We start from the raw sequence: 25,749 nt of genomic DNA on the forward strand, positions 1-25,749 counted from the left end.
GAGGGCGACGAAGCGACCTTCGATCTCTCGGGCAGTTGCGACCGCGTCTCGAACTTCTGCAACACCACATCTTTCATTGCGCGCTCCGCAGTCGCCTATTCGGCCCGCATCATGAGCGGGCGTGACATGCAGCAGAATGGCGGCGCACTGCGCCCGCTCACCATCATCACCCGGCCTGGCTCGATCTTCGATCCTGGCCTCACTGCGCCCGTGGCCGCCGGCAATCACGAGACGTCGCTGCGCATCGTCGACGCGATCTTCCTCGCGATGAAGGATGTGATTCCGGAGCGCCTCTCGGCCGGTGGCGCGACCACGTCGGGGATGCTGTCATTCTCCGAGCCGCGCGCCGATGGATCGTGGAAGATGCTTTATGAGGTCCATGCCGGCGGTGAGGGCGCGCGCCATGATCGCCATGGCTGCTCGGCGACGCGCGTGCATCTGACCAATACGTCGAACACCCCGGCCGAGGTCATTGAGGCCAATTACAACATCCGCGTTGAGAAACAGGCCATCCGCTGGGGTTCCGGCGGCGGCGGCAAATATCACGGCGGCGACGGCGTCGTGCGCAGCTATCGCGTGCTGGCGCCGAGCATGCATCTGACAAGCTGCGTCGAGCGCAAGCTGATCCCGCCATTCGGGCTGAGCGGCGGTGAGCCCGGCAAGGGCGGTCGTCTGACGCTGCTGCGCGATGGCGTCACCACCGATCTCGACGGCAAGCTCAATCTTGTCCTGCAACGGGACGATGTCATCACCGTCGAGATGTGCGGTGGCGGCGGTTTCGGTACGGCGGTCTGAGGAGAGAACCATGAGCAGACTGCTACGCACCGGACTCAATGCCGGCGACAGCGCCCCGCTCACCGTGGTCGGCGGCGAGGGCGTGTATTTCCATCTCAAGGATGGTCGCAAGCTCATCGACGGCAGCAATACCGGCGGCGGCCTCGGCCATCGCCATCCCCGCATGGTGGAAGCGATCCGCAATGCCGCCGATACGCCGGTCGTCAACGAAGGCTGGACATGGATCGGCCGCGAACAGGCCGCCGACGATCTGATGGATACCGCCTTTGCAGGCGAGGACTGGGTCGGCGGCGTGCGCTTCTGCATCTCCGGCAGCGAAGCCAATGACATGGCGCTGTCACTGTGCCAGGCGCTGACGCAAAAGTCCGCGCTGGCGACGCGTGAGCGCGCCTATCACGGCATCGTCGGCCTGTCGCGCAGCATGACCGTGCAGCCGCACTGGCATGGCGGCCTTGCGGTGCAGGCCGGTGGCTCGCGCCTCCCGGCACCGATGGCGCCGGTGAAGATTCTTCCGGCACCGGATGGTGCGATCTATGGCTCGTTGCCGGACAATCGGCCGGTCGCGGCGCGTCTTGCCGAAGCGACGGACACACTCAGCGGCACCGCCGCCACCATCATCGACTACACCCAGGGTGGCAATTATTACGACGGCACCTATCAGGACGAAGTCGCACGCCATGCGGCGGCGGCGGAGTCGATCTGGATCGCTGACGAGGTCGTCACCGGCGCCGGCCGTGCCGGTCGCTGGTTCGCGTTTCAGGGCGCAGCGAGCCGGCCGGATATCGTGACCCTCGGCAAGTCGCTCGGTGGCGGCGCTGCGGCGGTGGCGGCGGTGGTCGTCTCGAAGCGGATCGTCGAGATGCTCAAGGGATCGAGCTGGCAGAATTACGGCACGCTGCGCGGTCATCCCATCAGCATGGCGGCCGTCAGCGCCTATCTGAAAGTGGTGACCGAAGAAGACATTCTGGCGCGCGTCCGCACGATGGAGGGGTTCTTCCGCAAGCGCCTGCTCGAGATTGCGCGCAGCCATCCGAGCGTCAGCCGCGTCGCCGGGCAGGGCCTGCACTGGACCGTCGAGCTGCACGGGCCGGACTGGCGCAACTGGGCCGGGGATACCACGGAAAATCCGATCGCCTCGCGTGTCGCTGCATTGGCCATGGAGGCCGGCGCGGTGATCGGCACCAGCGGGGAGCAAACCTCGCTATTCCTCGCCCCGCCCCTGATCATCAGCGAACAGGACGCCGAGCGGCTTCTGGCTGCGCTCGATCATGGCCTCGATCTTGCGGATCGGGAGCATGAACGATCGAGGCTGCATCATTGACGAGATTGCTGGAAAGGATGCCATGACTAACGCATCGCCGTTTTGGCCTTGCGGTGAGCCTCATGAATTGCCGATGCCGGACGGCATCCTGTATGACGCGCTGTCACGCGCGGCGCGGGATCGTCCTGATCATCCGGCAACGGTCTTCTATGACGGCGTGCTGGGTTATGCGGAACTGCTGCGGCAGGTGGATGCGCTGGCAGGCTATCTGCAGCACAGATGCGGCGTGCGAGCCGGCGACCGCGTTCTGGTCGCGCTGCAGAACTCGCCGCAATATGTGATTGCCTATCACGCGGTGATGCGCGCCGACGCCATCGTCGTGCCCATCAATCCGATGAACAAGGCTGCAGAGGTCAGCTACATGGCGACCGATAGCGGCGCCAGGGTGGCGATCGCCGGCAGCGAACTTGCTGAGGTTTTCACGCCGCTTCTTGCGGTTGATCTCGATGTGGTGATTGCTGCGCGCTATCGTGACTACCTGCCGGATCAGACGCCGTATGCGCTGCCGGCCTGCGTGACGCAGGATATTGCCATCCCGAACGCGCCGGGCTGGCACGAGTGGATGCATGTCATTGCAGCAGGAGAGCAACCTGCGCCGAAGACGGCAGGTCCTGATGATATGTGCCTCTTTCCCTATACGTCCGGTACGACAGGCAAGCCGAAAGCCTGCATGCACACGCATCGCAGCGTGCTGTTCACGGCCGTATTGCAAGCGCGCTGGTATGGCATGGGGAAAGACGATGTCATGACCGCGTTCATGCCGCTGTTTCATGTGGCCGGCATGCAGGGATCGATGAATTCAGCCATCGTTGCGGGGGCCACGCTGGTGATCACGGCGCGATGGGACAAGGAAATGATCCCGCCGCTGTTCGCGCGATACGGGGTCACGTTCTGGAACGCGGCGCCGACCATGATCGTGGACGTGTTGGCGAGCCCGAATTTCCGCGATGACTGCTTCGCACGGTTGAAGGTCATCACCGGCGGCGGAGCGGCGATGCCGGTCGCTGTCGCCGAACGGCTCAAATCGCGTTTCGGTCTCGATTTCGTCGAGGGCTATGGCATGACCGAAACCATGTCGCCGACCCATATCAATCCAATGGCCGCGCCAAAACGGCAGTGTCTCGGCATCGCCGTGCATGAAACGGACGCGCGGGTGATCGATCCGGATACATGCGTGGAGCTCGGTGTGGGCGAGACCGGCGAGATTATCGTCAGCGGTCCTCAGGTGCTGCGCGGCTACTGGAACAGGCCGGAGGCCGATGCGTCCACCTTCATCACAATCGGACATCGGCGCTTCCTCCGCACGGGCGACCTCGGCTATCGCGATGCCGACGGCTATTTCTTTGCCGTCGATCGGCTCAAGCGCATGATCAATGTCAGCGGGTTCAAGGTCTGGCCGGCTGAAGTGGAGGCCACCATGTATGGCCATCCAGCAATCCGGGAATGCTGCGTGATCTCCGCGCCGGACGGCTATCGCGGGGAAACCGTGAAGGCGGTGATCGCATTGCACGACAGTGCAAAAGGTTCGGTCACGCCCGAGGATATCGTGGCCTGGGGCCGCCAGACGATGGCGAGCTACAAGGCGCCACGTGCGATCGCATTCGTCGAGAGCCTGCCACGCTCCGAAAGCAACAAGATCAGTTGGCGGCTTCTGCAGGACGCCGAATGGAGCTGACGTTGACAGACGATCCGTCTCGCGGGAATTCGCGACGGTGCCTGGGGGAACCGAGACCGTATGACCAATGCAAACTGACCGGATTTGTGCGGCGAGGCTTAAATCGAGGCAGTGATTGCCTGTTAAAGCGCATTGACCTCGTTCCCACGTGCCTTCCAAATGCACAGTGCTTCGGGAAGATCACATGACGTTGAGTTTTGACTTCGCGGCCTGCAGCGGGCCGCAGCGTTACAAATTGCTGACAGGTCTGGTGGTGCCGCGCCCGATCGCATTGATCACGACGATATCTGCGGAGGGCGTCGTCAATGCCGCACCGTTTTCGTTCTTCAACGTGTTCTCCGAAAATCCGCCGCTGGTGGTCGTCGGGCTGCAGGCCAAGCCCGATGGCGTCGTGAAAGACACGACGCGCAATGTGCGGGCGACCGGACACTTCGTTGTCCACATGGTCGATGAAGCATTTTCCGCTGACATGGCCCACTGTTCGATCGGTTTTCCGGCTGAGATCGGCGAACCCGCTGCGCTGAATCTCGCCTTGGCCGATGGCATTCATGGACCGGTGCCCTATCTTGCCGGTGCGCCCGTGGCGCTCGAATGTCGCCAGGTCACGATGATGAATTTTGGCGCGGAGCGGGATCTGCTAGTTGGTGAAATTCTCGGCCTGCATGTTCGCGATGGCGTGGTTGACCCTGAAACGTTGCGGACAAACTATGAGGCCTATTGGCCGATCGGTCGCATTGGCGGCAACGTCTATGTGCGGATGGGCGACCGGTTCGAACTGAATGTGCCGAGCCTGGAGGCATGGCAGAGTGCGCGTGGGTAGAAAGTGCCCGATGCGTCACGATCATCTTGAAGATCATCACGGAGAAGCAGCGCGATGCGCGTGATCAATGTCGCAGCCGCCCAACTCGGGCCGATCCAGCGTGCCGAGGGGCGCGAGGTTGTCGTGAAGCGCATGCTTGCGCTGATGGACGAGGCGAAGAGCAAAGGCGCCGACCTCATCGTCTATCCCGAACTGGCGCTCACAACCTTCTTTCCGCGCTGGTATGTCGAGGATCAGGCGGAGGTTGATCTCTGGTTCGAACGCGACATGCCGAATGAAGCGGTTCAGCCACTGTTTGCGCGTGCCGCCGAATATCAGATGGCGATGAATTTCGGCTATGCGGAACTGACGCCGGATGGTCATCACTTCAACACCAGCATTCTCACCGATCGCACCGGGAAGATTGTCGGCAAATATCGCAAGATCCATCTGCCCGGCCATTCCGAATTCGATCCCGAGCGCGATTTCCAGCATCTGGAAAAGCGCTATTTCGAGCCCGGCGATCTCGGCTTTCCGGTCTGGCGTACGCTGGATGGGATTTTCGGCATGGCGGTCTGTAACGACCGACGCTGGCCGGAGACCTATCGTGTCATGGCCCTGCAGGGCGTCGAGATGGTGCTGATCGGCTATAACACGCCGTCTTTCAACTCGCAGAAGGGCAGCGAGGGGCCGGAGAAGCGGCTGTTCCACAACCGCCTGGCCGTGCAGGCCGGCGCCTATCAGAATTCATGCTGGGTGGTGTCGGTGGCCAAGGCCGGCGATGAGGATGGCTTTCCGCTGATCGGCGGCAGCCTGATCGTCAATCCGGATGGCGAGGTCGTCATCGAGGCAAAGACAGACGGCGATGAGTTGCTGGTCCATCCATGCGACCTCGACGACACCGTGTTCGGGAAAAAGACGATCTTCGATTTCGCCCGTCATCGGCGTATCGAGCACTATGGTCGCATCACCAGCCAGACCGGCGTGATCCTGCCGCCGGAAACGTGATGTGATTGGTTTCCGGCATGCACGACATCGGCCGGGGATCGCGTCGGCCGGCGATCAACTCGCCGCGAATTGCACCGCGCCGACCGCCATGGTGACGGCTGCCTGGGTTGGATCGATTACGGGGATGCCGAGCGCGTCTTCCAGCGGCTTGCGATGTCGCGCCATGCCGGCGCAACCCATCACAATGGCACCGGCGCCGTCCTCGTCCTTCAGCGCACGCCCGACGGCGATCATCTTGAGCAGCGTGCCGTCCCCCGATGCGGTCTCCGCAACGGTCATGTTGAGCGGGCGTTCGGCGGCAAGGCGATCCATCAATCCCATCTGCCGCAGGTACCGCAAGTGACGGTTGATCGAGCGCTGCGCGATGGCAATGACACCAAAGCGATCGGCGCGGGTCAGCGCGGTGAGCACGCCGCATTCGGCGATACCGAATACCGGGCGCGTCGTCGCCTCGCGGCAAACATGCAGCCCTGGATCGCTGTAGCAGGCGATCACGAAAGCGGCCGAAGTCGTATCGCGCGCGATCAGCTGTTGCAGCGGCATCGCGACGCGCTCGACATCGGCCTGGCTCTCCACGCCGAATGGTCCATCTTCCAGGGTCTCGCAAACAATCTCGGGCCCGGTCGGGAAGTCGAGCGGTTTCAGCGCATCGGCGAATCCTGCGGTCACGATACGGTTGGAGTTCGGGTTGATGACGAGGATGCGCGGTCGAGGCATTTCAATGCGTCCTGTATTGACGGATCCCAGAAAGGAGCAAAAATTATGCCGTGGGTGAAGACGATGATGTCACGCATCCGGCACACAGACACGCGGCAAGAGAAATGTCGTCCATATGTGCTCAGCATCGATAGTCACGGAGACAGCCATGACCGCCCCCGTATTTGACCTCATCATTCGCGGCGGACGTGTCGCCACCACCACCGACGTCTTCGAAGCCGATATCGGTATTTCAGGCGAAACAATCGCTGCCATCGGGCGCGGGCTGACTGGCGCCAAGCGCGAGATCGATGCGCGCGGCAAATTCGTGCTGCCGGGCGGCGTGGATACCCACTGCCATATCGAGCAGCTCTCGGCTGCCGGTATCGTCAATGCCGATACGTTCGAAAGTGCGACCACCTCGGCGGCTTTCGGTGGTACAACTTCCGTGATCTCCTTCGCTGCCCAGCATATTGGCATGCATTTGCCTCAGGTGCTCGAGGACTATCATGCACTGGCCCGCAAGGGTGCAGTGATCGACTATGCCTTTCACATGATCATTGCGGATCCGACCAAGGAGACGCTGGAGCGCGATCTGCCGGCCTTGATCAAGCAGGGGCATGGCTCGATCAAGATCTTCATGACCTATGACCGGCTGAAGATCGACGACGAGCAGCTCCTCGATATTCTGATGGCGGCCCGCGAGGGTGGTGCGATGTTCTGCGCCCATGCGGAGAATCACGGCATCATCTCCTGGATGGTGAAACGGTTGCTGGCACGCGGCTACACCGACCCAAAGTTTCACGCCACCAGCCATGCCCGGTTCTCCGAAGCGGAGGCGATCAACCGGCTCATCGGCCTCGCGGCACTGGTGGATCAGCCGATCATGATCTTCCACGTCTCGACTGCCGAGGGCGCAAAGGTGATACGGCAGGCGCGGGGCGAGGGGCTCAAGGTCTTCGCTGAAACCTGCCCGCAATATCTGTTCATGACGGCCGAGGATCTCGACAAGCCCGGCATTGAGGGCGCGAAATGGATGTGCAGCCCGCCACAGCGCACAGCCGCGGATCAGGAAGCGCTGTGGCAGGCCTTGTCGCTAGGCGATCTGCAGACGATTTCGTCCGACCATGCGCCCTATCGGTTCGACGACACCGGCAAGCTGCGCGCCGGACCCAATCCGAATTTCAAGCAGATCGCGAATGGTCTGCCGGGCCTCGAACTGCGCCTGCCATTGCTGTTCGATGCGATGGTGTCGAAGGGCAGGCTCGGGCTGGAGAAGTTCGTCGAGCTTACGGCGACGGCGCCGGCCAAGATCTACAACCTGCATCCGCGCAAGGGATCGATTGCGGTCGGCGCCGACGCCGATATTGCAATCTGGGATCCGGAGCGCCGCGTCACCGTGAGCGATGACATGATGCACGACCTCACAGGCTACACGCCATTTGCCGGACGCACTTTGCAAGGCTGGCCGGTGACCGTGCTGTCGCGTGGCCGCGTCATTGTTGATGATGGCAAGCGATCGGCAGAGCCGGGTTGCGGCCGTTTCCTGCCGCGGAGTGGTGGCGAAGCTGCCAGGCCGACGGGACGGCTGGTCGCGGATATGAATCCTGAGCTGAATTTCGGCGCCAAACTGCTGTGACCGCATCGCATATCAAAGAAGGAAACGGTCGATGCTCATGCACGGCGCTGGTTGCGGAGATGTAAATCCATGCATGTCCTGATCTTCGGCGGCACGGGCTTCGTAGGCCTGAATATTGCGGACAGATTGCTCGACGGCGGGCACAGCGTGACGTTGTTCGACCGCGCTCCGTTGCCGGCAGCGGCACAACGTGCCTTTGCTGCGCATGGGGAACGATTGCACGTCGTTGAAGGGGATGTCACCGATCGTGCAGCCGTGGCCGCAGTTGTCGGTAATCACGTCGACGCCCTGCTGCTTGGCGCGGCGATCACCGCGGGAGCGGCGCGCGATGCGGCCGATCCGGGCAGCATCCTGCAGGTCAATCTGGCCGCGCAAGTGCCGATCCTGGAACTGGCGCGGGATGCCGGGATCAAGCGGATCATCAATCTGTCCTCCGCGGCGGCCTATGGCGCGAGCGGCCAGCGGTTTGCGGTGCTGGAGGAAGAGACGCCATGCGATCCGGTCGCTCTCTATCCCATCACCAAATTTGCGTCCGAACGCGTCGCGGCACGGCTCGCCGATCTCTGGCAGATGGACATCATCAGCGTGCGCCTGTCTGGTGTGTTCGGGCCGTGGGAACGGGCGGGTGGTGTACGCGACACGCCATCGCCGCAAGCCTTGATCATGGCTTGCTGTACCGAACAGCGTTCGGCCCTGCTGAGCGATGCGGGCGAGAAAGACTGGGTCTATGCGCTCGATGTGGCGGCCGCCGTGCAGCTCCTGCTGGAGGCGGAGCGGCCGCGTCATGATCTCTACAATATTTCAAGCGGCATGACCTACACCGCGGAGGCCTGGGGTGAGGCATTCGCCACTCTGAATCCCGGCTTTACATGCAGGCTCGCGGGGACGGGCGAAGCACCAACGGTCATGGTGCATGGGCCGATACGTGCGCCGCTCTCGGTGCGGCGTATCGAAGACGAATTTAATTGGCACGCGAGCTTCGACTGCGGTGCATCGGCCGATCATCTGAGCCGTTGGCTGCGCGAACATGGTGGAGTGGCATGAAATGAAACTGGCTGGGCAGGTTGCGATCGTCACCGGTGCCGGATCGGGTATCGGTCGGGCCAGTGCACTGCTGTTTGCGGGCGAAGGCGCCTATGTCGCCATTGTCGATCGTGATGCGGACGGCGCCGAGGAGACGCTCGCGACATTGCGGGCGGCGGGAGGTGACGGCAAGGTTTATGTCGGCGATGTCGGCGACGCGGGGTTTGCGACGGCGACTGTCGATGCCATCGTCGCGGGTCATGGGCGCATCGATGTGCTGATGACGGCGGCGGGTTTCTCTTGCGGCGGCACAGTGGTCACGACCGATCCCGCAGATTGGGACGCGGTGTTCCGCGCCAATGTCGGCGGCACCTGGCTCTGGGCCCGCGGGGCGGTGCCGGTGATGCAGCGTCAGGGGAAGGGGGCAATCATCACGCTGGCCTCGCAACTCGCGGTCGCCGGTGGTCGGGGCAATACCGCCTATATCGCCGCAAAGGGCGCCATCGTCAGCCTGACCCGCACCATGGCAGTGGACTTCGCGCCCGATGGCATCCGTGTCAATGCGATTGCGCCAGGCGCGATCGATACGCCAATGCTCCGCCGCAGCTTTGCGCGCCATGCAGATCCCGAACCTGTGCGAGAAACCTCACGTCTGCGCCATGCCATGAAACGCTTCGGTCAAGCCGAGGAAGTGGCCGAGGCGGCGCTCTATCTGGCCGGTGACGGATCGTCCTTTGTGACCGGCATTGTATTGCCGGTCGATGGCGGCTGGCTCGCTGCGTGATCAGGACAGCGCAGGCTTGCGCTCGCGCGCCGGCCCGTTTTTTCCGCGCAGGATCTGCGCAAGCGCTGCGGCATTGTGTGAGAGCGGCTCGAAGCGGGGCGTAAGAAGATAGGCCTTCATGGCAGTTCGTGGCGCAAGTGGTCGTGAGACCAGGTCGGGCCATGCATGGCCGCGTAGCACGAATTCATCCACGACGGCGATGCCTGCACCGGATCGGACCATGGCGCAGGCATCGGGTGTAAAGCGCACCACCGTCGCGATGCGGACCGGCTCGGCGCTTGTCGCCAGCGCTTCGGTGACGATATGGCCGTAAGGCGTCTGACCACCGAAGCCGATCAATGGATAGGGCGCAAGCTCGCGGGCGCGAATGCTCCGTTGTTTGGCGAGCGGATGATCCGACGGCATGACCACATTCAACGATCCTTCGGCGATGACCTCGACATCGACGGTCGGCTCGTCGACCGGGAGCACCGAGATGCCCAGATCTGCACGCGCAGTGGCGACCCGACTGATAATCTCCAGCAGGGTCAGTGTTTCAAACTCCACCTTGAGATCGGGGAAGCGTCGGCGCAGTCTGGCGATCGCATCGGGCACCATGCTGTGGCCGGCGCTCGGGCTTGCCACGACCCGGACCGAGCCGATGCCATGGGCGCGCAATTCATCGGCGAGATCGTTGATACGCAGAACGCCGCGATGTACCTCGTCCACTTCGACGAATAGTCGTCGCGCCTCCGGCGTCGGCTGAATGCGGCCGCGGACCCGCTCGAACAACTGCAGTTTCAGTCCATCCTCGGTGTAAGCGAGCAGGCGGCTGATGGCCGGCTGGGATACGGACAGCAATCGCGCCGCACCGCTGATCGAGCCCGTCATCATGATGGCGCGAAATACTTCAATCTGCCGCAAGTTTAGGCGCATGTGCATTTACCGGTGCGAAAAGGAGGCGAGATCCCGCGTCTGACCTGCTGCCAGCCCCCATAACGACTGATTATGGCCGCAGGACAAATTAGCATACTTGGTTCTGATCTTGCTTTGCTAGTCTTCGACGTGTCGGTTTGAGCGAAGTGGAGAAAGCGTGAGCGATTGTTTCCGTCGGGCGCAGTGGTATCTGCTGCATCAAGATAAATCCTCAGCCGCCACTTGCTGTGTGCGGAGTCCTCGCTGTGAGGATTGTGTTTGATGGATGGTCTCGCTGCACATTCTGAGCTTGTTCGATCCGACCTCGCGAAGACGGCTCATCCGTCAATGCCGTGGCTGACGCCGGTATCCGCGCCGGACGGTACAACGGCGCTCGACGTTTTGATCGTCGGTGCCGGACAGTCGGGGCTTGCCATCGCATTTGCTCTCAGGCGTTCGCAGGTGACGAACATTCGCGTCATCGACAAGGCCGAGGAAGGTCGTGAAGGTCCGTGGCTCACTTACGCACGGATGCCGACGCTGCGCAGCCCGAAGGATTATACCGGCCCCGACCTGGATATTCCTTCGCTGACCTATCAGTCATGGCATGAAGCCAAATATGGCCCCGACAGCTGGCGTGATCTCAATCTTATCCCACGCGAACACTGGGCGGATTACCTGCTGTGGTATCGCCGCGTGCTCGATCTGCCGGTGCGCAACGGATGCGAGGTGATCGACATCGCGCCGGCCGATCATGACCTGCTCGCCGTGACCATGCGCACCGGACACGGCGAGGAACGCATTCATGCACGCAAGGTGGTGCTCGCCACCGGTCAGGAAGGCATGGGTGACTGGAGCATTCCGGCGCCGCTGCGTCACCTGTCGGCCGAGCGCTGCGTGCACTCCGCGGCATCCATCGACTTCGCAAGCCTGCGCGGCCGGCGCGTCGCGGTGATCGGTGCTGGCGCGTCGGCATTCGATAATGCCGCGACTGCGCTCGAACATGGCGCCGCCGCCGTTCACCTGCTTTGTCGCCGCACCGCCATCCAGCTGGTCCAGCCCTATCGCTGGCTGACATTCCGCGGATTCCTGCGCCACTTCTCGGATCTCGATGATGCATGGCGCTGGCGCTTCATGCGCGCCATTCTGGAAATGCGCGAGGCTTTTCCGCAGCCGACCTATGACCGCTGCGCGCGTCACGCTGCCTTTGATCTGCAGGAGGGTGTGCAGATCGAGGGCGCACGCGAGACGCCGGACGGCGTCGTGCTGCAGACGTCGCGTGGTGAGTGTGTTGCGGATCTCGTTGTCTGTGGCACCGGTGTCGAAATGGATTTTCGCGGGCGGGTGGAACTTCAGCACTGCGCCCACAATATTGCGCGCTGGGCAGATCGATACCGGCCGCCCGGAGATGAGCAGAGCGCACGGCTGGCGCAATTTCCCTATCTCGCCGACGACTATGCACTCTGCGAGCGCGTGGCGGGCCAGACGCCGTGGATACGCGACATCCACCTCTTCGCGATTGCGTCCACGATGAGCTTCGGGCCGTCGGGATCGTCGATCAATGCCATGACCACAGCGGTGCCAAAGCTGGTGCACGGTCTCACACGCGGCCTGTTTCGCGCCGATATCGACAGGCACTGGGCCTCGTTCAGTGCCTACGATGTTCCTCAGGCGGTCGTGCGGCAAGCGGGTGCGACCAATGCGTGAGAACCGCATCATTGCCGCATGTGATGCACGGCATTTCTGCGACATGCATCGGGATGTTGGCATGTCTATTGCTTCGATATTTGAGACTGCAGCTGCTGCCTAGATATAAACAAACGGGGACATCGTTGATGAGCATTGTGCATTCGAAGCGTGTGTGGATCGCGGCAACGTGCCTGACCTTTGCGATCGCAAGTAGCGCCCCATCCGCGCATGCGCAGACCCGTGCTGAAACGCTGCGGTATTTGACCGGCGCCGCAGTCAATACGCTCGATCCTAACATTCCGGGCTCGACCCGCGAAGCGTTCGCGGTCAGCCTGTCGACCTACGATCGTCTCGTGTCATTCGGTCGCAAGCAGATGAACGGCAAATGGGTGTTCGATCTCGACACCATTCGCGGCGAGCTCGCGGAATCCTTTGATGTCAGTCCGGACGGTCTGAAGATCACGTTCAAGCTGCGCAAGGACGCCAAATTCCAGGACGGCTCTCCGGTGACTGCGGAGGATGTCAAATGGTCGCTGGATCGGGTGGTCACCGCCAAGGTTCTCGGAAAGGCGCAGTTGCTGACGGGGTCGATGACCGATGCGAGCCAGTTCAAGGTCATTGATCCGCTGACCATCGAAATCACGCTGCCGCAGCCGGACAAGCTGGCCTTGCCGAACCTCGCCACCGTCTATCCGATCATCATCAACTCGAAGCTCGCCAAGGCCCATGTCACGGAAGATGATCCGTGGGCAGAGAAGTGGCTGAAGGAAAACACCGCGGGCAGCGGCGCCTATGTGATCGAGCAGTTCAAGCCGGGCGAGCAGGTCATCCTGAAGCGTAACGACGCCTGGAACCGCGGGCCGGATGGCAAGCAGGCCTTCTTCAAGCGCCTGATCGTGCAGTCGGTGCCGGAGCCTGCGACCCGCGCAAGTCTGGTGGAGAAGGGGGATGCCGATATCGTCATCGATCTCCAGGCCAGCGATGCACAGGCGCTCGAGGCCAAAGGCAAGCTGCAGGTGATCTCGACGCCGCAATACAATGCGATCACCTTTATCTCGATGAACAATCAGATGCCGCCATTCGACAAGCCGGATGTGCGCCGTGCGATCGCCTATGCGTTGCCGTATGACGATATGTTCAAGGCGGCGCTGTTCGGACGCGGCCTGCTGCTGGCCGGCGCGACCTGGGCCGACGGCAAGCCGCCGAGCGGCGCATTCCCGATCCCGCAGCCGATCAAGCTCGATCTCGACAAGGCGAAGGCTTACCTCAAGGCGGCCGGCTATCCGGACGGGTTCTCGACGACCTTCAGCTTCAATGTCGGCCAGTCGGCGACGGCCGAGCCGATGGCTGCGCTGCTCAAGGAGTCGCTCGGCAAGATCGGCATCAAGGTTGATATCCAGAAGCTGCCGGATGCGCAGATGTCGACGCAGATCACCGAAAAGAAGGTGCCGTTCTTCGCGGAGGGCATCGTCGCGTGGCTGCCGTCCACCGACTATTTTTATCGGAATTTCTACACCGGCAATCAGCGCTGGAATTACTCCTCCATCGACAATCCGGACCTGACTGCGCTGGCGCAGAAGGCCCGTTTTGAAGCCGACAAGGCGAAATATGAGGACGATGGCAAGAAGCTCAATGCGATGAACTTCGATCTCATGCCGCAGATCCCGCTGTGGCAGCCCAGCCAGGATGCGGTGATGGCGTCGAACATCACAGGCTACACCTATCAATTCCATCGCCAGGTCGATTATCGGGACCTCAGCCGGAAATGAACGTGATCCGGCTTCGGCACACCGCGAGCCGCCGCCTGACGGCGGCCCGCATTCCGGCAAACAGCGGCTGCGGTGACAACTATCGATGCAGCCCTGACGATCGCGGGTGTCTGACATGATGCTGCTGGTCTCGACAGCAAGACGCGCGATCATGCGCTTTGCGTCGTCGCTGCCCGCGCTGTTTGGCGTGCTTGTTCTGACCTTCCTGCTGATGCGGGTGTTGCCGGGCGATCCCGCAGTCTTCTTCGCGTCCGGCCCCAATTCGGGCAAGGAGGAGATCGAGACCATCCGCAAGCAGATGGGGCTCGATAAACCGGTACCGACCCAGCTCGTGCTATATCTCTATGATGTCGGTCGCGGCAATCTCGGCCGTTCGCTGATGACGGGGCAGGCTGTCACCAAGGACCTGCGCGAGCGCCTGCCGGCCTCGCTCGAACTCACATTCTCCGCGCTGCTCCTTGCGTTGATCTTTGCCATCCCGCTTGGCGTGATCGCGGCGTTGCGACCGGGATCGTTGATTGATCATGGTGTCCGGCTGTTCTGCGCGCTCGGGGTTTGCGTGCCAACCTTTGTCTCCGGCCTGCTGCTGATCTACATTTTCTACTACCTTCTCGGTGTATCTCCGGATCCCACCGGGCGCGTCGATATCTTCACGAGCCTGCCGCCCGCGCATTCGAGTTTCCTGCTGATCGATTTCGCAATCGCTGGAGACTGGAGCGGCTGGTGGGCAGCATTCAAGCAGTTGATCCTGCCAGCCTGCACCATGGCACTCTTCGTCATCGCCCCGTTGGCGCGGATCACGCGCGCCTCGATGCTGGCCTCGCTGGGCAGCGATTTCGTACGCACGGCGCGCTCGGTCGGCCTGTCGTGGTGGCGCATCATCGTCACCTATGCGCTGCGCAATGCCATCCTGCCCGTCATCACCATCGCCGGCATCGTGTTCTCGACCATGCTCGGTGCCAATGTGCTGGTGGAGAAAGTGTTTTCGTGGCCGGGCGTCGCGTCCTATGCCCTCGATGCGCTGCTGTCGTCGGACTATGCGCCGGTGCAGGGCTTCGTGCTGCTGATGGCCTCGGTTTTCGTCATCGTCAATCTCGTCGTTGACGTGCTCTACGGCATCGCAGACCCCAGGATTTCGATCGGATGAGCAGTGCCACCCTCCAGCACGCCGCCTTCATCCTGCGCGGCAACCCGGTCACCGGCATCGCTGCCTTCGGCGCGGCTGTGCTGATCTTCGTCGGCATCTTCGGGCCGTGGATCGTGCCCTATGATCCCATCGCGTCAAACGTCCAGAACGCCTTGATGCCACCCAGTGCCGCGCATTGGGCCGGCACGGACCAGCTTGGGCGTGACGTCTTCAGCCGGATCATCGTGGCTGCGCAGCTCGATCTCGCGATCGCGGTGTCGGCCGTCGGCATCTCTTTTGCGATTGGTGCCGTTGTCGGCGCGCTGTGCGGCTATATCGGCGGCCGGCTCGACCGCTTCGTCGGACGCTTCGTCGACGTGCTGATGGCATTCCCGCTCTTCGTGCTGGCCATGGCCATGGTCGCTGCGCTCGGCAATCGGGTCGAGAATATCGTGATCGCGACCGCGATCATCAACTTGCCGTTCTACGTTCGCTTCGCTCGTGCGGAGGTGAATGTTCGACGTAACCTTGGCTGGGTGGAAGCCGCGCGTGCCTGTGGTGACAGTCACGTCTCCGTTGTCCTGCGCTTCCTTCTGCCCAATGTGCTGCCTGCCATGGTGGTACAGATGTCGCTCAATCTCGGCTGGGCGATCATCAACGCGGCCGGGCTGTCGTTCATCGGCCTCGGTGTTAAACCGCCGACCCCGGAATGGGGTATCATGGTCGCTGAAGGCGCCCGTTTCATTTCCACCGGCAAATGGTGGCTCGTCGCTTATCCCGGCCTGGCGCTGATGCTGGCTGTGCTCTGCTTCAACCTGCTCGGTGACGGGTTGCGGGATATCCTCGATCCGAGACAGCGTACCTGATGATGACGAACAAGCCGCTGCTGGAGATCGACAATCTCAGTGTGACCTTTTCCACCCGTCACGGACCGGTCGAGGCGGTGAGGGGCATTTCGCTGTCGCTCGCCGAAGGTGAGACCCTGGGCATTGTCGGCGAAAGCGGATCAGGCAAGTCTGTGACAGGCTTTGCGATCACGCGTCTGCTGGAACGGTCCGGCCGGATTGCGCAAGGGCGGATCACGTTCCGGGATCGCGACATTACCCGGCTGACCGCCTCTGGCCTGCGCGAGATGCATGGCGCCGCAATGGCCATGATCTTCCAGAACCCGCGCGGTGCGCTGAATCCGATCCGTGCCATCGGCCAACAAATCGCCGATGCCATTCTCGCGCAGCGCAGGATCCCGGCGAGCCAGGCGCGCGAGCAGGCGCTCGAACTGCTCAAGGCTGTCAAGATCCGGGATCCCGAAAGGCGGATGGCCGCTTATCCGCATGAACTTTCGGGCGGCATGTGCCAGCGCGTGATGATCGCAATGGCAATCTCGAGTAACCCGGCGCTGCTGATCGCCGACGAACCGACGACCGGCCTCGACGTCACCACGCAGAAAGTGGTGATGGACCTGCTCGCCAGCATTGCTGCGGAGCGGGGCATGGCGATAATCCTGATCACGCATGATCTCGGCCTCGCTGCGCGTTACTGCCGCCGCGTGGTGGTGATGGAGAAGGGCAAGCTTGTCGAGCAGGCCGATGCGCTCGCTCTGTTTCATGCGCCGCAGCATCCCTATACGAAGCGTCTGGTGGCCGCATCGCCGACCGCGAGTTCACGGGTCGAGGACCTCGTCGCCGACGATGACCGGCTCGCGACGCCGACGGTTCAAGTCCCGCCGCAGATCAGATCACCCGCTGGCACGCCGCCATTGCTCGAGGTCGTCAAGCTGGTGAAGCGCTTCGATGACGGTACCGTCGGGGTCGCGGATTTCTCGATGGCCATCACGCCTGGCGAGAGCGTCGGGCTGGTTGGTGAATCTGGATCCGGAAAGAGCACGACATCGCGCATGATCTGCCGTCTGCTCGATCAGAGCGAAGGGACGATCAATTTCAACGGCGAATCCATCAGCCGGATTTCTGCGCGCGACTTCCATTCCGCGCCTCAGCGCCGCGAGATCCAGATCGTCTTCCAGGATCCGAACGACAGCCTCAATCCGCGCTACACGGCCTTCGACTGCATCGCGCATCCGCTGATCCGGTTGCTCGGCATGCGCAATGGCGCAGAACTACGGCAGCGCGTCGGCGAATGCGCCTATCGTGTCGGCTTGCCAGCCGAACTGCTGCAGCGCTTTCCGCATCAGTTGTCGGGTGGCCAGAAGGCACGGATCGGCATTGCACGCGCGATCGCTTGTCGACCGAAGCTGCTGGTGCTGGACGAGCCGACCGCAGCACTCGACGTTTCGGTGCAGGCAGTGGTACTGCAACTGCTCGACCGGCTGCGGCGCGAAGACAATCTCGCTTTTCTGTTTGTCAGCCACGACCTCAACGTTGTCCGCATGATGTGCCAACGCACCATCGTGTTGCGCAATGGCGCGATCGTCGAGCAGGGCGAGAGCCATGCATTGTTCACCAATCCGCAGACGGACTATACGCGCGAACTGGTCGCGGCCGTGCCGCATATCGAGGCCCCGCAAGAGCTCCTGAAGGCATGAAGTTGTGCGGTGGCGATGGGCATAACGCATGATTATAGGCGTCGGATAATTTGGTATTATCCGTATGGATGGTTCGGGATTAGGGTTCTGTTCGACGTGAACGACCGGGCATGGGAAAGTAATGGTGAGTACAGGCAGCGGGCTGATCGACAGGCTCAAAGAGATCGTCGGCACCGCAAACATTCTGACTGATCCACAGGATCAGGCGCCGTTTCTTTCGGACTGGCTGGGGAAATATCGTGGCACTGCCGTTGCGGTGGTGCGCCCAGGGACGACGCAGGAGGTCGCCGATGTGATGGTGGCTTGCGCCGCTGCATATGTGCCTGTTGTTCCGCAGGGAGGCCATACCAGCCTGTCCGGCGGCGCGACGCCGGACATGTCTGGCTGCGCAGTGGTTCTGTCGTTGGTTCGCATGAACCGGATCCGTGCGCTGGATCCCATCGGGCAGACCATGGCAGTCGATGCCGGCGTCATACTTGCCAATGTCCAGAACGCCGCACAGGAAGCCGGCTTTTTTTTCCCGCTCAGTCTCGGTGCCGAAGGCAGTTGTACCATCGGTGGTAATCTCGCTGCCAATGCTGGCGGTGTGGCGGTTTTGCGATATGGCGTGATGCGCGAGCTGACGCTTGGTCTCGAAGTGGTTCTGCCAGACGGCCGGATCTGGAATGGAATGAAGGCGCTGCGCAAGGACAATACGGGCTATGCGTTGCGTGATCTCTTCATCGGATCGGAGGGGACGCTCGGAATTATCACCGGCGCCGTGCTCAAGCTGTTTCCGCAGCCGACGGCCCGTGCCACGGCATTTGTTGCGGTGGCCGATGTGGGCGCAGCATTGCGTCTGCTGGGCGTAGTTCGGAAGCATTGCGGCGATCGCCTTACGGCGTTTGAATTCCTGACCGGCGAGACGCTGGCGATGATCCAGCGGCAGATCGATGATGTCCGCGTGCCACTCGGTAAGATACCGGCCGCGGGCGTCCTGATCGAGCTCAGCGATATCGATGACGAGATGGCGCTGTCTGCAAGACTGGAACGCGCGCTTGGTGCGGCAATGGACGACGCTCTGGTCACGGACGCAGTCGTCGCTCAGGACAACGCGCAGGCAAAGTCGATCTGGCGACTGCGCGAGAGCGTATCACAGGCGCTCGTGCGCGAAGGCAAAGCGATCAAGCATGATATTTCGGTGCCGGTGGCGGAGATCGCGGATTTTGTCGCCGCCGCCGATCTGGCGGTCGCGGAAGCATTGCCCGGTATACGGCCGATGGTGTTCGGTCATCTCGGTGACGGCAATCTGCACTATAATCTGATGCGCCCGCTCGCCATGAGTGAAGAGGCGTTCGTCGCCCAAGGCGGTTTGCTGACGCGGATCGTGCACGACCAGACCAGCCGGCGGCACGGCTCGATCAGCGCCGAGCATGGGATCGGTCAGCTGCGCGTCGGCGAGATGGCAGTCTGCAAGGCACCGCTCGAGCTGGAGCTGATGCAGGCGCTGAAGCGGTTGCTCGATCCGGACGGGCTGATGAATCCGGGCAAGCTGCTGCCGATGTGAATGATCAGGAATATCAGATGACATTGTTGAATGAGGCTGCGCGCGGTGTCTATGTCATCGCCGTCACGCCATTCATGGAGAATGGTGCCCTCGATCTCGAGAGCGCCGATCGTATGGTCGATTTCTATCTGGAAAAGGGCGCGACCGGCCTGACGCTGCTCGGCATGATGGGCGAGGCGCCCAAGCTCACGGCTGACGAGTCCCGTATTCTCGTCCGCCGGGTGCTGGCGCGGACGGCGGGGCGCGTGCCGATCGTCGTGGGCGTCTCTGGGCCGGGCCTCGCTGCCATGGGCGAGTTGACTAAAGCCGTGATGGACGACGGAGCTGCCGGCGTGATGGTGGCGCCGCCGGCTGGCCTGCGCACGGACGACCAGATCGTCGTCTACTACGACATGGTCGCCGAAGCGATCGGAATCGGGACGCCATTGGTGCTGCAGGACTTCCCGCAATCGACAGGCGTCCAGATCGCGCCGGCGGTGATCTTGAAGATCGTCGCGCGTCTGCCCAACATGGTCATGCTCAAGCATGAGGATTGGCCGGGGCTCGCCAAGCTCGCAGCAATCCGCGCCGCCAGCGACAATGGCACCGCACGGCGTATCTCGATCCTTGTCGGCAATGGTGGCGTGTTTCTGCCGGAGGAACTGACCCGCGGCGCCGACGGCGCGATGACGGGCTTTGCCTATCCGGAGATGATGGTCGATGTCTGGCGCGCCCATGCGGCCGGCGACGTCGAGCGCGCGCATGATCTGTTCGATGCCTATCTACCGCTCGCCCGTTATGAGCAACAGCCGGGGCCGGGTCTTGCGATCAGGAAATATATTCTGGCCAAGCGGGGGGTGATCGCATCCGCGACACTGCGGAAGCCGGGCGCACCACTATCGGCCGCCGACATCACCGACGTTGAGCGGTTGATGTCACGTCAGACGCACCGCTTGAAGGAGCTCGGCTGATGGATCTTGGACTGAGTGGCAAGACGGCGCTTGTGCTTGGCGCGAGCCGCGGCCTCGGTGCTGCCGTGGCGCAGACCCTGGTACAGGAAGGTGCGCATGTCGTCGGCGCCGCACGCCGTGCAGCCGACATTGCTGCCTGGGCAGCCGCCCTGCCTGCCGAACAGCAGGAGAGGGTAACCTCCATGCATGTGGATGTCGGCGACCTCGCCACGGTCGATACGCTTGTCGATCATCTCCTGGAGACATCCGGCGTTGATATCGTGATTGCAAACTCCGGCGGTCCACCGCAGCGCGAGGCCGGGGACGCCACGCGTGACGATTGGTTGCGCCAGTTCGAGGCCATGGCCGCGAACCTCTTCCATCTGGTGCAACGCCTGTTGCCGGCCATGCAGCAACGCGGCTGGGGACGTATCATCACCATCGGATCGACGGGCATCGAGCAGCCGATCCCGCGATTGGCGCTCTCCAATGGCATCCGAGCTGCGGTTGCGGGCTGGTCGAAGACGTTGGCGACGGAAGTGGCGGCTCAGGGCATCACCGTCAATATGGCGTTGCCTGGCCGCATCCATACCGAACGTGTCGATCAGATCGACAAAGCGGCGGCGGACCGTGCCGGCAGCAGCATCGATGCCGTTGCCAAAGCGTCGATGGCGACTATTCCAGCGGGGCGCTACGGCCGCCCGCAAGAATTCGCCGACATGGTTGCTTTTCTGGCCAGCGAACGCGCGTCCTACGTCACCGGCGCCATGATCCGCGTGGATGGCGGCCTGATCCGTAGCGTCTAGGATGAATCTCGCGCAAGACGCCTGCGCTGGGATGGCACGACTCTTGCTGCGTTCAGGCCAGGTAAAGCAGGCAGCGAGGGCAGGATTTGAAGAATGTTCTGATCCATCACGTCGGGGGCTTGTGCGCGCGGATCTGGCGCGAGATCAAAGAGTCGGTCAGGCACGCCCCGATGCATTAGGTTGTGTAATCTAGCGCCTAAGACACGCCAGGCGTTCTCATACCGAAATCCGTCGAAGCGCATAGTTTCTTTTGATTTCTGCTGAGGCGCATCGCTCTCTAAGCTTTCGCCCGCAAGCGGCTGCATCATGCTTCGCCATGAGTTGCCTGATTTTTCTGCGGACAGCTATGAAAGTGCGGCTATGACCTCTGCCACCGTCTATTTCCTGAACGGGCCCAATGCCAATCTCTACGGGCTCGACAAGAGCGGCACGTATGGCCGCGAGAGTTTCGTCTCTATCAAGAAGCGCTGTGAAGACCACGCTGCGTCGCTTGGGGTGAGCGTCGACTTCCGGCAGTCCAATCATGAGGGCATTCTGGTGGACTGGATCCAGGAGGCGCGCGAGAAAGCGGACGGGATCGTGATCAACGCGGCAGGCTTGACCTATTCGTCGGTCCCCATTCTCGATGCATTGTTGGCTTTCGATGGGCCGATCATCGAAGCGCATATGAGCAATATCTGGAAGCGCGAGCCGTTCCGCCATCATTCCTATGTGTCGCGCGCCGCAACGGGCGTCATCGCAGGCCTCGGCGCACTCGGCTACGAGCTGGCGCTAACAGCGGTGTCGCGCCTGATCGCCGAGAAGGCTGCGCAATGACGTCCGAGGTGATGGCGTTCTACAGCGCCTTCGATGACTTCGAGACGTGGCGTGAGGCCCTGAGCGCGGAAGGGATCGATCTTCGCCAGGCCGACGATATCGTGGATCCCGGGAGCGTCCGGCACGCGCTGGTGTGGAAGCCACCGCATGGCTTTTTTGCGCGCTATCCCAATCTTGGCTTAGTCGTAAATCTCGGCGCTGGCGTTGATGCGCTGGTGGGGCGTGACGATCTGCCGGACGTGCCGATCACGCGCCTGTCCGATCCCAAGATGGCGCGGATGATGGCCGGCTATGTGCTGTTCGCCGTGACGCGCCATGCACGTGACATCCCGACTTTCGAGCGTGCCCAACGAGCGCATCGCTGGCACTATATTCATCCGCGCGATCCCGAGACAATCACGGTCGGCATCCTTGGCCTCGGCGAACTCGGGCTGACCGCAGCGCGCGAATGCGCGCGGCAAGGTTATCGCGTGCGTGGCTGGTCCAATACGCTGAAGTTGGTGGAGGGCATCGAGGCATCTGCCGGGCTGGCTGCATTGCCGGATATCCTTGGCGCTAGTGACATACTTGTCTGCATGCTGCCGCAGACGCCACAAACTTGTGGGCTGCTTGATGTCGAGCGCCTCGCACAGATGAAACCCAGCGCGGTCTTCATCAACGTGTCACGGGGCAGCATCGTCGATGAGCGCGCGCTGATCGCGGCGCTGCGCTCGGGTCACATCGCGGAGGCAACACTGGACGTGTTTGCAGCCGAGCCGCTGTCGCCCGAAAGCCCGCTCTGGGCGATGGACAATGTGTTGATCACGCCGCATCTCGCATCCGTGGCGCTGCCGGGATCAGCGGCGCGGCAGATCGGCGAGAATGTCCGGCGGCTCGGGGCCGGGCAGGAGTTGTTAAGCCGGATCGACCCGCGGCGGGGCTATTGACCCCGGCGCGAACTGGCCGCCGACCGCAAAGGCGTCCCGGGCGTAATCGGCGAATGTCTGGACCGCCGGGCGTAAATCGTGGCGTTTCAGGCGCAGCGCCATGACATTCGTTGCCGGCAGCTTTTCGGTAATCGGCACCACAGCGATGCGGCTGCCGTCATAGCCGACCGTGGTCCGCGGCACGGCATTGTGGATCGAATAGCCTTGTCCATGTCCGATCAGTCCGCGGATCAGTTCCGTCGAGCGGCTGCGGAATGCGATGCGGGGCTCGATGCCAGCTGTGGCAAACAGACCGGCGAAGTAATCCCGCGAATGCGGCAGGTCGAGCAGGATGAAGGGCTCGTCGCGCAGCTCGGTCAGGCTAATGGAGGCGCGGTTCGCGAGCGGATGGTCCGCGGATAGCATGATGAAGGGTGGCAGCTCACATAGTTTCTCGCCAACGATCTCGTCGGGCAGGGCAAATGAGTAAGACAACGCCAGTTCGGTTCGCCCTGCGATCAGGCCGTCGATGATCTCCTGCTGGTTGCCGTCTTCCAACTTCACCGAGATGCCGGGCTGGCTGTTGCGAAAGCCAGACAGCAGGCCAGGCATGAAGCGCGTCGCCAGTGTGAGGAAGCACCCCACCACGATCTCGCCCTGTAAGGCACTGCCAAGTGACTGAGCACTCTGGGCAAAATCCCGCGCATGGTTGAGGAGCAACCGCGCGTCATTGACGAGCCTTTGGCCCGCCGGTGACAGAGTTACGCCCTTGGCCAAATGGCGGACAAAGATCTGGATGCCGAGTTCGGCTTCCATCTGGCTGAGCGCCGCCGAGATCGAGGGCTGCGACACATTGAGCCGCTTGGCCGCCTCCGTCACGCTGCCGGCGTCAGCCGTCTCCACCACATAGCGCAGCGCACGGAGCGAGAATTTCATTGCGTTTTCCTATGCATCTCCAAAGATAATCATATTTCCCTTATGATGTGACTTACGTCAACGTCTCTTCAGGTGAACGAGGAGCCGATGATGATCCGCACGGGCGAGCAGTACAAAGAGGGCATTCGCGATGGCCGCGAGGTCTGGGTCGATGGAGAGCGCGTCAAGGACGTGACCACGCATCCCGCGCTGAAGCCGATCATCGATATTAAGGCCCGCATGTACGACATGGCGCGTGAAGATCGCTACGCCGCCGATCTCACTTATGTTGAGAACAACGAAACGCATTCGATCTTCTACAAGCCGCCGACAGAGCAGAAGGACTGGCACGACAAGATCAAGGCCGTCGACCATGTGATGAAAGACATTGGCGGCGTCGTCACCCGCGTCGGCGACGAGACCATTGGCGAAATGTGGTCGCTGACCGATGGCCGCGACGTGTTGGCCGAGATCGATCCGCGATTCGCTGCCAATATCGATCACCACATCCGCGCGGTGATCGAGAAGGACATTTTTCACGTCTCGGCCAACACCGATCCGAAGGGTGATCGGTCGCTGCCGCCGCAGCAGCAGGATCCCGACCTGATGGTCCATGTCACCCGCGAAACGGATGCCGGCATCATCATTCGTGGCGCGAAATATGAGACCGCCGCCGCCTATGCCGATCAGGCCTATCTGAAGCCGACGGTCGGCGCCTGGGCGAACGAGAAACTATCGGATTATGCGGTCGGCTGTATCGTCAAGATGGGCGCGCCAGGGGTCAAGCATATCTGCCGCGGCGGTTTTGCCGGCCGCAACAGCTCGAAGGACTATCCGCTGGCCAACCGCTTTGACGAAGTTGAAGCGCTTGTGGTGTTCGACGACGTGCTGATTCCGTGGGAGGACGTGTTCTTCTATCGCCACACCCGCGCGGCGCAGTTCGTGCGCTCGACGTTGCATCGCTATTCGGCGTTCCCCTATGTGCTGCGTCTGCTCTACACCGCCGACATGATGATCGGCGCGGCGATGTGGAATGCCAAGCAGACCGGCCTCGACAAGCTGCAGTCGGTGAAGGAAAAGCTCGCGGATCTGGTTTGCTACCGCGAAGGTATCAACGCGCATCTCACCGCGTCGATCGCCATGGCCGAGAAGAGTTCGGGTGGCCTCCTGATGCCGCAGCAGTCAATGCTCTATGCCGGTCGTGTGTTTGCCTGTTCGCAATTGCCGGCGATGATGCACATCGCCCGCGAACTCTGCGGCGGCCAGATCTGCATCACCCCGAATGCCAATGCATTCGAGGCCGAAGGCAGTGGCAAGTGGCTCAACAAGTTCTATTCGCTCAACGACGAATGGCAGGCGGACGATCGTCGCAAGCTCCTGGCATTCGCGCGGGACCTGCTGAATTCCGATTATGCCGGCCATCGCCTGACCTTCGTGCAATTTGCGCAAGCCCCGCACTTCAATCATCTGGCCGCCGTCTACAACAATTTCGACTTTTCCGGCCCGCTGGATTTCGTCAAGAAGTCCGCCGGTCTGTCGGATCGCATCGACGGCAAGCAGTCGTGAGCGCCGCATCTCACGACGTCGTCGCCGTGGAAGACTTTCGCGACGCGATGCGAACCACCGCATCGGGCGTGGCGGTGGTGACAACGGATGGCGAGGCCGGGCGTGCGGGCGTCACGGTATCATCGCTGTGCTCGCTGTCGATGGAGCCGCCCTCGGTGGTGTTCAGCGTTCATCGTGACAATGGCGGTCTCGAAAAGCTGCTCGCGAACGGCGTGTTCGTGGCGAATGTCCTGTCCGATGTGCAGGAGCGCGTCGCCAGCAGTTTTGCCGGCCTGATCCCCGAACTGCGCGACAATCGCTTTCTCGCGGGCGAATGGTCGGACATGCTCACCGGCGCACCAGCGCTCGATGGGGCCTTGTGCAATTTCGATTGCCGCGTTGCCAGCGTGTTTGATTTCGGCTCGCATCGCATCATCACCGGCGAGGTCCTGAATGTGCGCAAGCAGACCGCGCAGCCTCTGATTTTCTTCGATCGTATGTTTCGTCGTCTCGCTGCCGCTTGAGGATTT

General features: G+C 62.1%; 23 protein-coding genes. 20 read left to right on the plus strand and 3 right to left on the minus strand.

Annotated features, from left to right (window positions below; genetic code table 11):
• The 5 genes from ACIQ2A_RS12020 to ACIQ2A_RS12040 all read left to right on the plus strand — a co-directional run.
• Positions 1–795, plus strand: a 795-nt coding sequence (locus ACIQ2A_RS12020; protein ID WP_398479279.1) for a hydantoinase B/oxoprolinase family protein, incomplete at its 5' end; no start/stop codon positions are given.
• Positions 796–805: 10 nt separating this feature from the next.
• Positions 806–2,116, plus strand: a complete 1,311-nt coding sequence (locus ACIQ2A_RS12025) for an aminotransferase class III-fold pyridoxal phosphate-dependent enzyme (RefSeq protein WP_398479281.1) — start codon at positions 806–808, stop codon at positions 2,114–2,116.
• Positions 2,117–2,138: 22 nt separating this feature from the next.
• Positions 2,139–3,791: a long-chain-fatty-acid--CoA ligase gene (locus ACIQ2A_RS12030; RefSeq protein ID WP_398479283.1), complete on the plus strand. Its 1,653-nt coding sequence runs from the start codon at positions 2,139–2,141 to the stop codon at positions 3,789–3,791.
• Between the two features lie 184 nt (positions 3,792–3,975).
• Entirely contained in the window at positions 3,976–4,611 is a 636-nt protein-coding gene (locus ACIQ2A_RS12035; protein ID WP_398479285.1) for a flavin reductase family protein, read from the plus strand.
• 54 nt (positions 4,612–4,665) lie between these two features.
• Positions 4,666–5,598 (plus strand): N-carbamoyl-D-amino-acid hydrolase, encoded by a 933-nt coding sequence (locus ACIQ2A_RS12040; protein ID WP_398479287.1) that lies wholly within the window; start codon positions 4,666–4,668, stop codon positions 5,596–5,598.
• A 54-nt stretch (positions 5,599–5,652) separates the two neighbouring features.
• On the opposite strand, the gene ACIQ2A_RS12045 is transcribed toward ACIQ2A_RS12040, so the two are convergent.
• Positions 5,653–6,315 (minus strand): aspartate/glutamate racemase family protein, encoded by a 663-nt coding sequence (locus tag ACIQ2A_RS12045; protein ID WP_398479289.1) that lies wholly within the window; start codon positions 6,313–6,315, stop codon positions 5,653–5,655.
• 148 nt (positions 6,316–6,463) lie between these two features.
• On the opposite strand from ACIQ2A_RS12045, the gene hydA reads away from it, so the two are divergent.
• The 3 genes from hydA (at position 6,464) to ACIQ2A_RS12060 (ending at position 9,740) form a co-directional block, all read left to right on the plus strand.
• A complete protein-coding gene (gene hydA, locus ACIQ2A_RS12050) occupies positions 6,464–7,933 on the plus strand; it encodes a dihydropyrimidinase (protein ID WP_398479291.1) in 1,470 nt (489 codons plus the stop codon).
• A 69-nt stretch (positions 7,934–8,002) separates the two neighbouring features.
• On the plus strand, positions 8,003–8,977 hold the full coding sequence (locus tag ACIQ2A_RS12055; RefSeq protein ID WP_398479293.1) for an NAD-dependent epimerase/dehydratase family protein: 975 nt from the start codon (positions 8,003–8,005) through the stop codon (positions 8,975–8,977).
• Position 8,978: 1 nt separating this feature from the next.
• Positions 8,979–9,740: an SDR family oxidoreductase gene (locus ACIQ2A_RS12060; RefSeq protein WP_398479295.1), complete on the plus strand. Its 762-nt coding sequence runs from the start codon at positions 8,979–8,981 to the stop codon at positions 9,738–9,740.
• Here the strand turns inward: ACIQ2A_RS12060 and ACIQ2A_RS12065 are convergent, their stop codons facing one another.
• A complete protein-coding gene (locus tag ACIQ2A_RS12065; RefSeq protein WP_398479297.1) occupies positions 9,741–10,655 on the minus strand; it encodes a LysR family transcriptional regulator in 915 nt (304 codons plus the stop codon).
• A 261-nt stretch (positions 10,656–10,916) separates the two neighbouring features.
• Here ACIQ2A_RS12065 and ACIQ2A_RS12070 point away from each other — a divergent pair, with 261 nt between their 5' ends.
• The 10 genes from ACIQ2A_RS12070 to ACIQ2A_RS12115 all read left to right on the plus strand — a co-directional run bounded on the left by ACIQ2A_RS12070 (position 10,917) and on the right by ACIQ2A_RS12115 (position 22,780).
• Entirely contained in the window at positions 10,917–12,341 is a 1,425-nt protein-coding gene (locus ACIQ2A_RS12070) for an NAD(P)-binding domain-containing protein (RefSeq protein ID WP_398479299.1), read from the plus strand.
• Between the two features lie 128 nt (positions 12,342–12,469).
• Positions 12,470–14,092: an ABC transporter substrate-binding protein gene (locus ACIQ2A_RS12075; RefSeq protein WP_398479301.1), complete on the plus strand. Its 1,623-nt coding sequence runs from the start codon at positions 12,470–12,472 to the stop codon at positions 14,090–14,092.
• Between the two features lie 115 nt (positions 14,093–14,207).
• Complete coding sequence (locus tag ACIQ2A_RS12080; RefSeq protein ID WP_398479303.1) at positions 14,208–15,239, plus strand: ABC transporter permease; 1,032 nt, start codon at positions 14,208–14,210, stop codon at positions 15,237–15,239.
• Positions 15,236–16,084: an ABC transporter permease gene (locus tag ACIQ2A_RS12085; RefSeq protein ID WP_398479305.1), complete on the plus strand. Its 849-nt coding sequence runs from the start codon at positions 15,236–15,238 to the stop codon at positions 16,082–16,084. The genes ACIQ2A_RS12080 and ACIQ2A_RS12085 overlap by 4 nt, the downstream gene beginning before the upstream one ends.
• Positions 16,084–17,757, plus strand: a complete 1,674-nt coding sequence (nikE, locus tag ACIQ2A_RS12090; protein ID WP_398479307.1) for a nickel ABC transporter ATP-binding protein NikE — start codon at positions 16,084–16,086, stop codon at positions 17,755–17,757. The genes ACIQ2A_RS12085 and nikE overlap by 1 nt, the downstream gene beginning before the upstream one ends.
• Positions 17,758–17,878: 121 nt before the next feature.
• Entirely contained in the window at positions 17,879–19,303 is a 1,425-nt protein-coding gene (locus tag ACIQ2A_RS12095) for an FAD-binding oxidoreductase (RefSeq protein WP_398479309.1), read from the plus strand.
• A 17-nt stretch (positions 19,304–19,320) separates the two neighbouring features.
• Positions 19,321–20,253 (plus strand): dihydrodipicolinate synthase family protein, encoded by a 933-nt coding sequence (locus ACIQ2A_RS12100; protein WP_398479311.1) that lies wholly within the window; start codon positions 19,321–19,323, stop codon positions 20,251–20,253.
• Positions 20,253–21,038 carry an SDR family oxidoreductase gene (locus ACIQ2A_RS12105; protein WP_398479313.1) on the plus strand — a complete coding sequence of 262 codons (786 nt, stop codon included), beginning with the start codon at positions 20,253–20,255 and terminating at the stop codon, positions 21,036–21,038. Before ACIQ2A_RS12100 ends, ACIQ2A_RS12105 begins: the two co-directional genes overlap by 1 nt.
• A 360-nt stretch (positions 21,039–21,398) precedes the next feature.
• Positions 21,399–21,854, plus strand: a complete 456-nt coding sequence (locus ACIQ2A_RS12110) for a type II 3-dehydroquinate dehydratase (protein WP_398479315.1) — start codon at positions 21,399–21,401, stop codon at positions 21,852–21,854.
• Positions 21,851–22,780, plus strand: coding sequence for a 2-hydroxyacid dehydrogenase (locus tag ACIQ2A_RS12115; protein WP_398479318.1), 930 nt, complete (start codon positions 21,851–21,853; stop codon positions 22,778–22,780). Before ACIQ2A_RS12110 ends, ACIQ2A_RS12115 begins: the two co-directional genes overlap by 4 nt.
• On the opposite strand, the gene ACIQ2A_RS12120 is transcribed toward ACIQ2A_RS12115, so the two are convergent.
• Positions 22,748–23,695 (minus strand): LysR family transcriptional regulator, encoded by a 948-nt coding sequence (locus ACIQ2A_RS12120; RefSeq protein WP_398479320.1) that lies wholly within the window; start codon positions 23,693–23,695, stop codon positions 22,748–22,750. The genes ACIQ2A_RS12115 and ACIQ2A_RS12120 overlap by 33 nt on opposite strands.
• A gap of 90 nt (positions 23,696–23,785) precedes the next feature.
• Between ACIQ2A_RS12120 and ACIQ2A_RS12125 the strand changes: the two genes are divergently transcribed.
• Both ACIQ2A_RS12125 and ACIQ2A_RS12130 read left to right on the plus strand, forming a co-directional pair.
• Positions 23,786–25,240, plus strand: a complete 1,455-nt coding sequence (locus ACIQ2A_RS12125) for a 4-hydroxyphenylacetate 3-hydroxylase family protein (RefSeq protein WP_398479375.1) — start codon at positions 23,786–23,788, stop codon at positions 25,238–25,240.
• Positions 25,237–25,743, plus strand: a complete 507-nt coding sequence (locus tag ACIQ2A_RS12130) for a flavin reductase family protein (RefSeq protein ID WP_398479322.1) — start codon at positions 25,237–25,239, stop codon at positions 25,741–25,743. The genes ACIQ2A_RS12125 and ACIQ2A_RS12130 overlap by 4 nt, the downstream gene beginning before the upstream one ends.
• Positions 25,744–25,749 lie beyond the last annotated feature (6 nt).

Source organism: Tardiphaga sp. (assembly GCF_044336785.1).
GTDB lineage: Bacteria > Pseudomonadota > Alphaproteobacteria > Rhizobiales > Xanthobacteraceae > Tardiphaga.